The sequence below is a fragment of the Dorea sp. AF36-15AT genome, assembly GCF_003477705.1.
In the GTDB taxonomy this organism is placed as follows: domain Bacteria; phylum Bacillota; class Clostridia; order Lachnospirales; family Lachnospiraceae; genus Claveliimonas; species Claveliimonas ammoniilytica.
This window is the reverse complement of the sequence record NZ_QUDV01000004.1, coordinates 203,541-217,249: the sequence shown is the minus strand read 5'-3', so window position 1 is coordinate 217,249 and position 13,709 is coordinate 203,541. Positions and strand designations below refer to the sequence as shown.

General features: G+C 44.8%; 11 protein-coding genes. 3 read left to right on the top strand and 8 right to left on the bottom strand.

From position 1 onward, the window contains the following. Positions 1–167: 167 nt before the first annotated feature. Positions 168–1,547, bottom strand: a complete 1,380-nt coding sequence (locus DWZ93_RS08375) for a peptide MFS transporter (RefSeq protein WP_118452568.1) — start codon at positions 1,545–1,547, stop codon at positions 168–170. 136 nt (positions 1,548–1,683) lie between these two features. Beyond that, positions 1,684–2,901, bottom strand: a complete 1,218-nt coding sequence (gene pepT / locus DWZ93_RS08370; RefSeq protein ID WP_118452567.1) for a peptidase T — start codon at positions 2,899–2,901, stop codon at positions 1,684–1,686. A 195-nt stretch (positions 2,902–3,096) separates the two neighbouring features. On the opposite strand from pepT, the gene aroF reads away from it, so the two are divergent. Genes aroF through DWZ93_RS08355 form a run of 3 tightly spaced genes read left to right on the top strand, consistent with a single transcriptional unit; the run spans position 3,097 to position 5,965 of the window. Then, complete coding sequence (gene aroF, locus DWZ93_RS08365) at positions 3,097–4,110, top strand: 3-deoxy-7-phosphoheptulonate synthase (protein ID WP_118383960.1); 1,014 nt, start codon at positions 3,097–3,099, stop codon at positions 4,108–4,110. Between the two features lie 13 nt (positions 4,111–4,123). Next, positions 4,124–5,182, top strand: a complete 1,059-nt coding sequence (gene aroB, locus DWZ93_RS08360; RefSeq protein WP_118452566.1) for a 3-dehydroquinate synthase — start codon at positions 4,124–4,126, stop codon at positions 5,180–5,182. A gap of 36 nt (positions 5,183–5,218) precedes the next feature. Continuing rightward, positions 5,219–5,965, top strand: a complete 747-nt coding sequence (locus tag DWZ93_RS08355; protein WP_118452565.1) for an SDR family NAD(P)-dependent oxidoreductase — start codon at positions 5,219–5,221, stop codon at positions 5,963–5,965. Positions 5,966–6,010: 45 nt separating this feature from the next. Here the strand turns inward: DWZ93_RS08355 and DWZ93_RS08350 are convergent, their stop codons facing one another. From DWZ93_RS08350 to hpfH, 6 genes are all read right to left on the bottom strand, one after another. Next, entirely contained in the window at positions 6,011–6,946 is a 936-nt protein-coding gene (locus tag DWZ93_RS08350) for a bile acid:sodium symporter family protein (protein WP_118452564.1), read from the bottom strand. After that, positions 6,930–7,844 carry a ketopantoate reductase family protein gene (locus tag DWZ93_RS08345; RefSeq protein WP_118452563.1) on the bottom strand — a complete coding sequence of 305 codons (915 nt, stop codon included), beginning with the start codon at positions 7,842–7,844 and terminating at the stop codon, positions 6,930–6,932. The genes DWZ93_RS08350 and DWZ93_RS08345 overlap by 17 nt, the downstream gene beginning before the upstream one ends. 24 nt (positions 7,845–7,868) lie before the next feature. Then, positions 7,869–8,687, bottom strand: coding sequence for a tetratricopeptide repeat protein (locus tag DWZ93_RS08340; protein WP_118452562.1), 819 nt, complete (start codon positions 8,685–8,687; stop codon positions 7,869–7,871). A gap of 130 nt (positions 8,688–8,817) precedes the next feature. Then, positions 8,818–9,966 (bottom strand): iron-containing alcohol dehydrogenase, encoded by a 1,149-nt coding sequence (locus DWZ93_RS08335; protein ID WP_118383966.1) that lies wholly within the window; start codon positions 9,964–9,966, stop codon positions 8,818–8,820. A 113-nt stretch (positions 9,967–10,079) separates the two neighbouring features. Further along, positions 10,080–12,569, bottom strand: coding sequence for a (2S)-3-sulfopropanediol dehydratase (hpfG, locus tag DWZ93_RS08330; RefSeq protein WP_330421747.1), 2,490 nt, complete (start codon positions 12,567–12,569; stop codon positions 10,080–10,082). A gap of 56 nt (positions 12,570–12,625) precedes the next feature. Beyond that, the gene (gene hpfH, locus DWZ93_RS08325) at positions 12,626–13,585 is read right to left on the bottom strand and encodes a (2S)-3-sulfopropanediol dehydratase activating enzyme (protein ID WP_118383967.1); all 960 of its coding nucleotides are present in this window, start codon (positions 13,583–13,585) and stop codon (positions 12,626–12,628) included. Between the last annotated feature and the right edge of the window lie 124 nt (positions 13,586–13,709).

Sequence of the window (13,709 nt, the reverse complement as noted above, 5' to 3'; positions counted from 1 at the left end):
GCGTGTCATGCAATTGCATGACATACTTCTACTGCGCACCTCTGCAATCCTGCCGGAGGCTATATCAGCTGGGTGATTGACTCCCATCTGATATACTGCATCTACGATAGCACACAAAAAAATATCACGCAACCATACAAACATGGTGCGTGATATTCATATATCTCTTAATCTTCTACCAGTTTATTCAACTGCTTATTCGCCGCAAACAGCAATGCAGTAAACGCCATCATGATCACGAAGATTCCAACGAATACCGGGAATACATCGAATTTCTCAATGAATGCCTGTACATATGGGCTCAGTTTATTTGCCACAAATGTAGATACCGCGATAACTCCCATCAGCAGTGACAGGTATTTCTTCGGTGCATATTTACTTACGAATGCATTACGCAGTGGCGAGAAGCACATCTCTCCGATGGTAATTACGGCAGAGAACAGGATCGGCCAGAGTACACTTGCCTTAACAGATGCATCTGCACCAACACCACGGAATAATTCGCATAATACCATTACACCGAATGCCAGTCCTACAAACAGAAATCCCAGACCGACTTTCTTGAACATATTCATATCGCCCTGCGGACGCTCTGCAAGCTTCTTCCAGATTGCAGCCATAACGCCACCAAGTACTACACACAGCAGACCGTTCCATGTAGTTGTGATCCATGACGGTGCAATTTCGAACGAGCCAAGGCTCATCTTCACATAGTCTGTCATGTAGATTACCAGTGCCAGATCCTGCTGATAGTAGAACAGCCAGAAGATGACGGACAATGCGGATACCAGAATGATCGCTCCCATTCGTTCCTTCTCTTTCTTTGACAATGGTTCTTTCTTGCCTGCGCCCTCGTCAGCAGTATGTGTAGATCCGATGATCTCACCCTTTTCATCCGTCAGGTACTTGAATGGCTTAATGCCCTGTCCCTGGAGATTGCCCCAGTTCAGCACAAACCATACCAGACCTACGATACACCACAGTGCTGCCATGAGGAAACACTGACGGAATCCAAGTACATCTCCCTTTTTAAACACATGTAGATACAAGAAGCCTGTCAGCAATGATCCCACAAATGCTCCTACATTTACATAGGAATACTGAATGGAAAATGCCGCATCCAATAATTCCTTGTTATGATACTGTCTTCCGATCAATGCGTTCAGATTGCCTTTAAATAAACCTGTTCCGATAGACACCAGAATGATCATTGCATTAATCATAGCCGGACTATCTGCCCGCCATCCTACAATGTATCCTAATGCCATAATAATGTAACCAAACGAGATGGCATATCTTGCCCCAAGCCATCTGTCTGAAATCACGCCTCCGATCAGCGGTGCCATATAAGTGTACGCTGTCAGATTCGCAGCCATGATCGCCGCGTCTGTCCTCTCAATTCCCAGACCACCTTCTGCCACAGCAGTAATCAGGAATAAGAGCAGCAACGGCTTTGCCCCATAGAATGCCAGACGTTCAAACATGAACGTGATACAGCACGCATAGAAGCCCTTTGGGTGTTTCTCTTTTGTCTTTGTTGCTCCCATTTTTGTTCTCCTTCTATACTTTGATGATCGCTGTCACTTCCCCAAATAACAGCAGACAATCCGTACTATACCATATTCTAGAACACGGTTCAATTAAAATAGTATAAACTCCACATTTTCCCTGTGTTTTAAATGTTTATTCTGCAATCTGTCTTACAATATCTTTCACGATTTTAACTCCGAGATCCATTCCCTCTACCGTAATGTGCTCGAACACACCGTGAAATGCGTGACCGCCCGTTCCAAGATTCGGGCATGGAAGTCCCATGAAGCTGAGTCTTGCTCCGTCTGTGCCTCCACGGATCGGTTCTACGACCGGTTCCAGTCCCACATTCTTAATCGCAGCAAGTGCCATATCTACCAGCTCCATACACGGTTCGATCTTCTCCCTCATATTACGATAAGACTCCGTCACCTTCACTTCTACGCTGCCTTCTCCGTATTTCTGATTAAGTACTTCAGCAATCTCCTGCATCTTTTCTGCGCGCTTATCAAAATTCTCCTTATCAAAATCACGGATGAGATACTTCATATTCGTAGTAGTTACATTACCACTCATTGCATTCAGATGATAGAAGCCTTCGTATCCTTCGGTCGTCTCCGGACGTTCATCTGCCGGAAGCATCTGGTGGAATTCCGTTGCGATCGTCTGCGAATTCACCATAATATCCTTTGCAGATCCTGTGTGTACACTGACGCCGTGACATGTTACAAAGCCTGTAGACGCATTAAAATTCTCATACTGGATCTCACCCTCTGCGTCACCATCCAATGTGTAAGCGTAATCTGCCCCAAATCCTTCTACATCAAAATGATCCGAACCTCTTCCGATTTCCTCATCCGGTGTGAATCCGATGCAGATCTTACCATGTGGAAGTCCTTCCTTTATAATCTCATCTACAGCTGTCAGGATTTCTGCAATACCAGCCTTGTCGTCAGCACCAAGAAGTGTCGTTCCGTCTGTTGTGATCAGAGTTCGTCCTTTCAGACCTGCCAGATGTGGGAATTCTGCTACTGATAATACATTGCCGCTTGCTCCAAGCACCACATCACCGCCATCATAGTTCTTGATAAGCTGTGGCTTGATATCTTTACCGGACGCATCCATCGCTGTATCCATATGCGCAATCAGTCCCAGAGCTGCTTTGTCCTCGCATCCCGGTGTAGCAGGAACAGAACCATATACATAGCCCTTGTCATCCACTCTCGCATCCTCGATGCCAAGTCCTTTCATCTCTTCTACCAGCTTCTTCGCCAGATCCAGTTCTCTCGCTGCTGAAGGAACCGTATCGCTGTTCTCATCACTTGTTGTCCATACTGCAACATACTCCAAAAATCTTTCGTACGCTTTCATTATTGTAGTCTCCTCTCAATCATTAATCTACGTTCTATTCTATCCCATTTGTATACAATCTTCTACACATTTTTTGCAAAATCTATTGACATCCTCTTCGATCAGCTGTATCATACCATTAGTTTCACACTTTAAACAGCTAAAATTTTACAGCGCGAATATTTTACAGTATGAATGTCAAGGAGGATTTACATTATGATTTTAGTATTAAAACCACATACCAGTGCCGAAGATAATGCTCGTGTTGAATCACTGGTTAAGAACAAAGGATTGACACCTCACATGGTAGTCGGCAACGAAATGACCATCATCGGCTGTGTCGGTGACACATCTAAGGTAGATCCAAGACTTTTTGAAGTAGATCCTTCAGTAGAACGAGTTATGCATGTGCAGGAACCTTATAAACTTGCCAACCGCGCATTCCATCCGGAGAATTCCATCATCGATGTATCAGGAGTTAAGATCGGCGGCGATCACCTTGGACTGATCGCAGGTCCTTGTTCCGTTGAGACTTATGAACAGGTACTTGGCATCGCAAAGGCTGCTAAGGCATCCGGCGCCAACCTGTTAAGAGGCGGCGCATTCAAGCCTCGTACGAGTCCATATTCATTCCAGGGACTTGGGCTGGAAGGTCTGGAGATTCTGGAAGCTGTCAAAAAGGAAGTTGGTCTTCCAATCGTAAGTGAATTAATGTCTCCGCAGTATCTGGATGTTTTCAACGAAAAGGTTGACCTGATTCAGATCGGTGCCCGCAATATGCAGAACTTTGATCTGTTAAAACAGTTAGGACAGATCGATCGCCCGATCCTGCTGAAGAGAGGCCTTAATGCAACTTACGAAGAATGGATCATGTCTGCCGAATACATTATGGCAGCAGGTAATGAAAATGTCATTCTCTGCGAGCGTGGTATCCGTACATTTGAAACCTATACAAGAAACACGCTGGATCTTCAGTGCATCCCGGTACTCCGCAAGCTGACTCATCTTCCAATCATCATCGATCCGAGTCATGCAGGCGGCAAATGGTGGCTGGTAGATTCTATGGCAATGGCTGCTGTAGCTGCAGGTGCGGACGGACTTATGATTGAAGTTCACAACAATCCGGAAGCAGCCCTCTGCGACGGTGCCCAGTCATTAAAGCCTGAGAAATTCGACAATCTGGTCAGGAAAGTTTCACAGATTGCCCATGTAGTAGGAAAAGAAGTTTAAGGAGTATCAACCCATGAAATTAACTGTAAATCTGGGAGCCAACAGCTACCCGATCTATATAAAAAACAACATACTGAGTCAGGCGGATACTTATATCCACGAAGCCTTTCGTGGTCACAAAATTATGATCATCTCTGATGATATCGTGTATCCGATCTACGGAGAGGCTTTGACCGCCAGACTTGCTGATTGGGAATGTTATCATATCGTACTGCCACACGGCGAACAGACCAAAGACTTCCAGACTCTGCCTCAGATCTACGAAGCTATGGCCGAGGCTCACTTTACCAGAACCGACATGATCATTGCCCTGGGTGGCGGTGTCATCGGAGACCTCGCAGGATTTGCAGCATCTACCTATATGCGCGGCATCAAGCTGGTGCAGATTCCTACTTCTCTGTTAGCACAGGTAGATTCATCCGTGGGCGGCAAGGTTGCTGTCGATCTTCCACAGGGCAAGAATCTGGTCGGTGCATTTTATCAGCCATCTCTGGTACTGATCGATCCTACAGTCCTTGACACACTGAGTGAGCGTTTCATCATCGACGGTATGGGCGAAGTCGTCAAATATGGCTGTATTGAAGATGCGGACCTCTTTGAGACACTGGCATCCCACACTTCCTTTAAGGATCTGAAAAAGGTGCTTCCGGAAGTAATTACCAGATGCGTAGACATCAAACGCGAGATTGTAGAAGAAGATCAGTTCGACACCGGCAGACGTATGCTGCTGAACTTTGGACATACACTTGCACACGCCATTGAACAGCATTTCAATTACCAGATGCAGATTCACGGTGAAGCAGTTGCCATCGGTATGTATCAGATCACCCGCATTGCTGAAGAACGTGGACTGACAGAAGCCGGCACTGCTGAAAGAATATTAAACGTGTTGAATATTTACCGACTGCCACACAAATGCGGATTACCGCTCGGCAGTCTGACCAAAGCCATTTCTTTAGATAAGAAGAATATGCACGGAACATTGAATCTGGTATTGTTACACGATATTGGAAACAGTTATGCAGAGCCATCCTCTCTTCAATTCTTTGATGAGCCTAAGCGGATGATATAAACAAAACAGAGCAAATTAAAGGAGGACATATTTATCATGAACAAATTAAGTGGAAAAATTGCTATTGTCACAGGAGCAGGTAAAGGTATTGGACGCGAAGCTGCTCTCGCTATCGCTGCTGAAGGGGCTACTGTTGTAGCCGTTGCCAGAACGCAGACAGATCTGGATGAAACTGTAAAGATGATCGAGGATAACGGCGGCTCAGCCATTTCTCTATCAAGAGATCTGACAGACGGTGAACAGGTGCAGTCTATGGTTGATACTGTTATAGAAAAATACGGTAAAATCGATATTCTGGTCAATAATGCCGGTGGATATCCTAAAGAGATCTATAACAATATTGAACACCAGGCAATCAAGATCTGGGAATGGTCTGAGGAACAGTGGGATCAGATCATCAAGACCAATCTTCGCATTCCGTTCCTTTGCATTAACAAAGTCGTTCCAGAAATGATCAAACAGCATAGTGGTAAGATTGTAAGCGTGTCTTCCCGTATGGGACGAATCGCCTCTCAGATGGGTGCATATGCAGTTGCAAAAGCAGGTATCGTTACTATGACGAAGACAACTGCGATCCAGACCAAAGAATACAGTATCCAGTGCAACGCCGTAGCGCCTGGTATCGTAGATACACCGGGACAGCGCGTATATAATCATTCCGTTGGTCAGGACGGTGTAGCAATGGGCAACGCAGAAGACGTAGCAAAAGCAATCGTCTATCTGTTGGCAGATGCTCCGTTCGTCATGACCGGACAGGTAATTGATTTGTTTACAACTGTATAAAAGACATAAAAAAGATGCGTTCCTGCGCATCTTTTTTTAATGTCTTTATTCCAGCTTAGATACCAACACCTTGCCATAGAACGCCGCTAACACCTGTTGGAACAGCGTTCCGATCATCACCGGGTACATGACTGCTCCAGGAAAGCATGCGCCTGCAATAACCGCTCCCGCGCTGATATTGCGCATTCCGGTTCCGTAGATCATAGAGATTGTGGTCTCTTTATCTTGGTGAAGGACTCTCGCCACACCCCAGCCCAACGCATAGCTGCCTGTAGCCAGCACAAGAATCGCAGCACCGATCGCCACCCTTTCCAAATTCATATGCCGTACATACGGTGCTACTTTTGAAGAATTGGATGTTACCACAAACATTAACGCAAATTTAGAAAATAATGCCAGCTTCTTTGGCCAGGTATTCTTCACTGCACCGTGTGTCACCTGATTCAGCACCATGGCCGCGATTGCCGGAAGTGCCACCATAAATATTAACTGCCGCATCATCATCGTCGCATCAATCTCCACCTGTGAGCCAACCAACACCCGGAGTGTAACCGGGATCAGAAACGGTGACAGGATCGTATCGATCACAACCAACGACAGGGACAACGGATTATTACCATTATAAATGGTTACCCACATAAGTCCTACCACTGCTGTCGGTACGGAAAATTCCAGTACCATACCTGTGATCGCATAAGGGTCAGAGCCGAAGAACAGATGTCCTGCACCACATGCTACTGCCGGAATCACCACATGGATCATCACCAGCATACAGAGCAGCGGCTTCGGGTCATGGAATACCCGCAATACGTCTTTGAATTCGGATTTTAATGCACCGGTAAATGTGATAAACGCAAATACCAACGTCACATACGGAAGCCCATGTGCTGCCACATCCGGGAAGCTGATGCCCACCAGCATGCATAACGGCGTCACAAACGCCATCCATTTCTCTATAAATTGATTACCTTTCTCCAGCAAGCTTCTTCGCCACCTTTTCATATTCCGGTACCGGCACATCATATTCCTTACCGAGTCTTACCACTTCATACACCAGACCGTCAATCTCCGACGGCTTGCCTGCCATAACATCTCTCTGCATGGAAGTTGTTGCTTCCGGTGCCAGTGTGGATAACACCTCCAGATTTCTCGTCACCATATCCTTGTGAAATGGATGACCCATTGCTTCTGCCAACGCTCCGATCTCGCGGATCATTTCTTTAAAGCTTTCCCTCGGTGCTCCTTCTTTCATAAAATCTGCTGCCGTTGCGTTATAATATAAGCCAGCCGCACCGATCGGTGACACATAGGAGAATTTCTCCAGTGCAGCTCTCTGAATATGATGTGAAAGAAGTGCTCGGATACCGCAGGATTCCAGATCTGCCCGGATCTCTTCCAGTTCCGGACGAGTTTCTGACTGATCCCGCACACCAAATACAAGGCTCAGCACCTTGCCGTACTGTTCTAATACACCTGGCTCTTTGATTGCTGCTGCCACATAGATACAGCCATCTGTTACAAGAATCTCCGGCAGTTGCTTCTGCAGCCTGCCGCCAGTGCCATAGATATTCAAAATCGGAATCACAATGGTATTCTTCTTCATAACCTTACGGATAAATGGTACTGTATCATCCAGAGAGTATCCTTTTACGCACACCAGTATCACATCCGGCTGCTCATCGTAATGCTCCATATCCACCGCTTTTACCGGAATGTTCTCTGTGGTTCCATTCCACAGGCGATCCATCGTAAGTCCATGTTCATTTAATGCCTTCAGATGCGCGCCTCGTGCGATCAGCGTCACATCTTTTCCGGCTTTTGTCAGATAAAAGCCTAACGGTCCTCCTGTGCCTCCGGCACCAATAATCAGATATTTCATAATATTCACATCCTGTCTTATGTATCAGGCATTACGGACTGCTTCCTCAATCGCAGCAATATTTCTGCAGAGAATCTCATATTCATGGTTCTTACCATAATGATATAAGGTCAGTTCCAGTGCCTGCTGATAAGCTTCTTTTGCCTCTTCCAGCTTACCCTGTTTATAATACAGGATTCCAAGGGAATTGTAAACGGATGCCAGATGTACCTGATGATTGGTATCTAACCGCTCATAGATGTCGACACTTTCTCTGAGATCTTCTTCTGCTCGTGTATAATCACCCATTTCCAGATACAGTGCGCCAAGATTTGAGTAGGTGATTGCCACATCCATCGCGCTGTTTTCCAGTGTTCTGGATGACTTCAATGCATCTGTCAACATCTCTTCTGCCTTGTCATACTCTTTCATATCCTGATATACCAATGCCAGATTATTTAAAATGCTGCAATAATACGAATTATCTTTTCCGATCGTTGTGGAATAGATCAGTGCACTTTCGTTAAACAGATCTGCTGCCTCTTCGTATTTGCCTGCCAGGCGGTATGTTCCTGCCAGATTATTCAGTACGGTCGCATACTGCACCGTCTTGTCTCCGATATGCACAAATACCAGACGCTTTGCTATCTCAAAGAACTCCGCAGATTTGTCAAACTGTCCCATGCCACGATAGAAGGATCCAAGTTCGTTGTTTACCGTGATCTCCATCGGCTCAAAGCACATATCACAGCCATGGGACATTTCTTTCAGGCGGTCATTTAAGTATAATTCCACAGCTTCCGGGCTGCCTGTCTCGTATACGTTGCTGAGCTGCTTGTAAAATTCATCAATTGTCATATCCATAATAGTTCTCCTCTAAAGTAAAACGGAGGGTACGAAGACCTGCCACAGCCTCCACCCCTCTGTTTTTCATACGTTAAAGCCAAACATATTTATTAAGTGAGATTAGTTATTTTTAAAGATTAGATTTGTATTAAAGCGCTTTTTTGTAAAGAGCAATCATTTCTTTCAGGTTGGTCTGTCTTGGGTTAGCAAGTACATTCGGATGAGCTACTGCATCTTTCGCCATAGCTTCGATCTTATCCTCTGTAACACCAACTTCTGACAGTGAAGAAGGAATTCCCAGATCCTTGTTCAGTTTCTTAACTTCATCAACCAGCATATCTGGTGTGAAATCAATTACAGGTTCTTTGTCTTCGCTGATGTAGTTGTAGATCTTCTCATAACGTCCGTTGTCTGCAAGTGCATTGTACTCTACTACAGTAGGAAGGATAACTGCATTAGCTACACCATGTGGTACATGGAAGTAAGCACTTACCGGATGACTCATAGCGTGTACGTTACCAAGCTTAGCCCATGCAAATGCCATACCGGCAAATGTAGAACCAACCATCATAGCGCATGCTGCTTCCTCATCCTTACGATTGGCAACAAAACGACGAAGATTTCCACCGATCAGTTCCATTGCTTTTTCCGCCATTGCATCTGAGAATGGAGATGCAAAATTAGATACATAAGCTTCCATTGCATGGATCAGAGCATCAACACCACATGATGCTGCGATAGATGCCGGAGCTGTCATGATAAGTTCCGGATCAAGTACTGCATATTTTGGAAGAATCTCATAGCTGATTACAGACATCTTGAAGTTCTTTGCTTCGTCTGTGATAACTGCAGAAGCAGTAACCTCACTACCTGTACCTGCTGTTGTAGGAATAGCGATCATCGGTACGATCGGTCCCGGTACTTTGTACAGACCTTCGTAGTCATTGATCTCTCCGCCGTATGTAGCAAGTACGCCTGTAGCCTTAGCTACGTCCATAGAAGAACCACCACCAAGAGCGATAATACTTGTTGCTCCGCTCTCTTTATACATCTTTGTAGAAGCGTTAACAACATCTACTGTCGGATTCGGAACTACATCAAGGAATGTAGTACATGTCAGTCCGCCAGCTTCAACGATGTCCTGTACTTTCTTAACAACTCCGATGCTCTCAAGACCGTGATCAGATACCAGGTATACATGTTCAGAATTGTTCTCTTTTAAAATCTCAGGAAGTTTCTTCAGGCTTCCTACTCCAAATTCGATGTTCTGTGGTACTTTAAATCTAAAATCTTTCATTATATTAATCTCCTTCTTCACCGGATGAGTCAAACGAATGACTCATCCAGTCATATTTAACAATAAGCAGTTATATTATGTATAATCTGTTGCAAGCCTTCTGCCTGGAAGTCTTAGAAGTGAAGCTCGGTACGTCCGATCAGGTCATCCTGAAGCGGTTTACCAAGTTCTACAAAGTATGCACTGTATCCGGCCACACGAACCAGCATATCTTTGTAATCTTCCGGTTTCTTCTGAGCTGCCTTCATGGTAGCAACACTCATGACATTAAACTGAACGTGCATAGCACCCTTGTTAATGTACTCTTCAATGAAGTTTGCAAGATTATCTCTTCCCTCAATTCCGCTTACAGCGTCCTGTGGGAATCTTAAGTTCATCAGCGTTCCGTTAGAAGCCAGTGAATGGTCAACCTTAGTCAGTGAGTTAACCAGAGCTGTCGGGCCACTGATATCATGAGAACTGAATGCTGTATGTACAGGTCCCATGTTTTCTGAAATAGGCTCACCTTTCTTACGTCCGTCCAGAGAAGCATTGGTATTCAGACCCATTGCTACGTTCGCATTTACTGAGTAAACACCTGGGTTGAACTGTCCTCCACGTGGAGTTGTTCTTCCTGCTACGTTCTTGCAGTAGCACTCGAACATGAACTTGAACAGTTCATCAGCGTAATCATCGTCATTACCATAGTGATGTACTTTTGAGCTATTTACATATGCGTACAGTTTCTCGTGACCTACCCAGTTATCCTTAACAGCCTGCAGAAGTTCTGCACCTGTGCACTTCTTCTCTTCGAATACCAACTGCTTGATCGTGCAGAGGATATCTGTAGAAGTAGCAAGTCCGGATGCCTGTGGTCCGATGCCGTTGTATTTTGCTCCCCCTTCTGTAAGGTCATGTCCGGACTTCATAGCGTCCTCATAGAATCCTGACAGATATGGCAGCGGTTTACGTGCTCTGTGGCAGTTATCGATCATGCACAGGCTTGAGCACATCTGATCTGTCCAATACTTGAACTGTGCGTTAACACTTTCCAGCACCTCATCAAATGACTTGTAAGTCTCAAGGCTTCCTGTATCTGGTCCCAACTGTTTGCCGGTATTCATGCTGCGGCCGCCGTTCATAACCATTTCCATCATCTTTGGTGTATTAACGTAGGCAGCATCATGCCATCCGTACTCTTTACCCGGAAGGTCGATCTCTACACATCCTACACAGATGTAATCTCTTGCTTCCTCAAGGCTCATACCTTTTCTCAGCATACCCTTAATAGCTGTTTCATCATTGAAAAGCTTCGGATGACCATATCCGGCACGGATACACTCTGTTGTCTTGATGAGCAGTTCGTATGGTGTATCTTTGTGCATACGTACACAGAGCCATGGGTTCATCATACGTGTGTGCACAGATGCTTCCAGACAGAGCATTGTCATATCATTGGTTGCATCATGTCCGTATTTGTCTACACCACCAACAGTCAGGGACTCACCACCGAATCCACGTCCGTTACGAAGTGCCATACTTCCTTTATCTTTCAGTTTCGTAGCGTTGTTCATCTTAACGTACTCAACTTCCAGAAGTTCAAGAGCGAACTCTTTTGTGATGATTCCGTTATCTACATCATGTTTGTAGAATGGATACAGCCACTGGTCGAAACGTCCGTAAGAAATAGAATGTCCGTTTCCTTCAACTTTCAGAAGCTCTGTAGCTACGTTGAACAACTGCATTGCTCCCCAGTATGTCTTTGGAGCCGGTCCGGCTACTTCATAACAGCTCTTAGCAATACCAAGTAACTCTTCTTTTCTCTTAGGATCTTTTTCTACTGCTGCTTTCTCTTCTGCAAGTTTTGCATATCGCTCGATGTATTTCTTAGCTGCCTCGTATGTAATGATAACAGAATCGTAAAACTCTACTTTGTTGTTGTACTCAACATCTCTCATATCAAGAGCCGCTTTGTACTTCTTAGCCTCGTCAATCAGTCCGTCGAAACCAAGTGACATCAATCTGCTGTAGTCCAGTGAAAGATGTCCTGCTCCTGCATAGTGATACAGGTTGGTCTGGAAAATCTTCTCTCCAGCCTCAGATCCTTTGATCTGATCATCTGTAAGTCTTGCTTCGATCATGTCAGCAACACTGCGTCCCTGCCACCATTTACACAGTTCAACGATCTCAGCTCTCTCCTCATCATTTCTGATGTAGAACTGATCATGCGCACGCTCTTCAAATGGAGAGTTCAGAATCTCTTCGATAATCCAGTTTACAGAAAACTCAGGATAGATCGGAGATGCTTTTGCAGGTGCTGCAATCTCGCCTACGATCAGGTCTTCGTCGTAAATGTACAGTGTGCAGTTGAGAAGAATGTTCTCAAATGCCTTTGCGCACAGAACTTTACGAGGAAGTTTGTTTTCATATTTCTGATAAGTTTCTGTAACCAGTCTCAATCTCTCGATATCTATCCAGTACTTTCCATCCAGAAATGTCTGGCGCAGGTGATTGACACGCGGGAATGGTGACCAGTCTTCATGGTGTACCTGATAACCAATACAATAATTCTTGTCAAATGGCTCAGTACCACATGCGGTTGTGTGTGTGTTCGTCATACTCATTGTTTTTGCCTCCTTAAAAATATTTGTCCTTTATTGCGTAAATATTTTAACAATATTTATTCCTTTTCCTTCGTCCCGACTACGCAGTGAATACCTCTGCTGTTAAAGTAATCGGCGATTTCATTGACATGTTCTGTAAATGACTCACGATCCAGATCGATAAAATCCATCTGATACGGCATATTCAGCGAAGCGTATTTCTCTTCCCCTAATCTCATGAAGCTCAGGAGCTGTAATACTCTGATTCTTCCCTGTAATTCATTCAATATGAAGTCTGCGCTTGCCTCTATATTTTTCTTGTCATCATTTATACCAGGTATTACCGGAATTCTCAGAATGAACTCCCGATTGTCATCGGTAATCCGCTTCAGATTCTCCAGTATTCTCTCATTGTGTACTCCCGTCCATTTTCTATGGACTTTTGTATCCATATGCTTCAGATCTGAGATGATGATATCTGTATACGGAAGTATCTTTTCTGCCTCTTCCCACTTTGAATAAAATGTAGATTCCAGGCAGGTCTGAAAGCCTTCCTCTTTGCACTGTTTAAACAATGCTGCCACAAAATCACTCTGTACCAGCGGATCACCACCGGATACGGTCACACCGCCGCCAGATCTGTCATAATACCCTTTATCACGTCGGATCACATCCATACACTCTTCAACGGTCATGTGCTTGCCCCAGAGTTTGATCGCATCTGACGGACACTCGTCATAACATTTCATGCACTTACTGCATTTGGTCCGGTCGATACCTATCAGCTTATCTTCATCTTCGCTGAATGTGAAGATATCGCCCTCCGGACAGACATCCTGGCATGCCCCGCAGAGTTTACCGGAAATACATTTGCTTTGATATATTCCAGGCTCACTGTGAAGCCGCCAGCTTTCCGGGTTACTGCACCACTTACATCGAAGTGGGCAGCCCTTTAAAAACAGTTCTGTTCGGAGTCCCGGTCCATCATGAATTGTGTATCTCTGAATATTAAACACATTGCCTGTAAGCTGTTCCATGATGCTACCTCCCAATCACTTTTTCATCGGATTTTCATCCGCGTCTTTCATTTGTTAAAATTATATCAACAAATGTTTTTTCTTAAAATCGGGTATCAGGATTATTTTTTTCTCTCTTTTAGGG

What these genes read in the sequence shown, in the direction of transcription:
- pepT (WP_118452567.1), bottom strand. Translation starts at nt 2,901, where the DNA reads ATGAAAGCGTACGAAAGATTTTTGGAGTATGTTGCAGTATGGACAACA.
- DWZ93_RS08335 (WP_118383966.1), bottom strand. Translation starts at nt 9,966, where the DNA reads ATGAAAGATTTTAGATTTAAAGTACCACAGAACATCGAATTTGGAGTA.
- hpfH (WP_118383967.1), bottom strand. Translation starts at nt 13,585, where the DNA reads ATGGAACAGCTTACAGGCAATGTGTTTAATATTCAGAGATACACAATT.
- DWZ93_RS08345 (WP_118452563.1), bottom strand. Translation starts at nt 7,844, where the DNA reads ATGAAATATCTGATTATTGGTGCCGGAGGCACAGGAGGACCGTTAGGC.
- aroF (WP_118383960.1), top strand. Translation starts at nt 3,097, where the DNA reads ATGATTTTAGTATTAAAACCACATACCAGTGCCGAAGATAATGCTCGT.
- DWZ93_RS08375 (WP_118452568.1), bottom strand. Translation starts at nt 1,547, where the DNA reads ATGGGAGCAACAAAGACAAAAGAGAAACACCCAAAGGGCTTCTATGCG.
- DWZ93_RS08355 (WP_118452565.1), top strand. Translation starts at nt 5,219, where the DNA reads ATGAACAAATTAAGTGGAAAAATTGCTATTGTCACAGGAGCAGGTAAA.
- hpfG (WP_330421747.1), bottom strand. Translation starts at nt 12,569, where the DNA reads ATGAGTATGACGAACACACACACAACCGCATGTGGTACTGAGCCATTT.
- aroB (WP_118452566.1), top strand. Translation starts at nt 4,124, where the DNA reads ATGAAATTAACTGTAAATCTGGGAGCCAACAGCTACCCGATCTATATA.
- DWZ93_RS08340 (WP_118452562.1), bottom strand. Translation starts at nt 8,687, where the DNA reads ATGGATATGACAATTGATGAATTTTACAAGCAGCTCAGCAACGTATAC.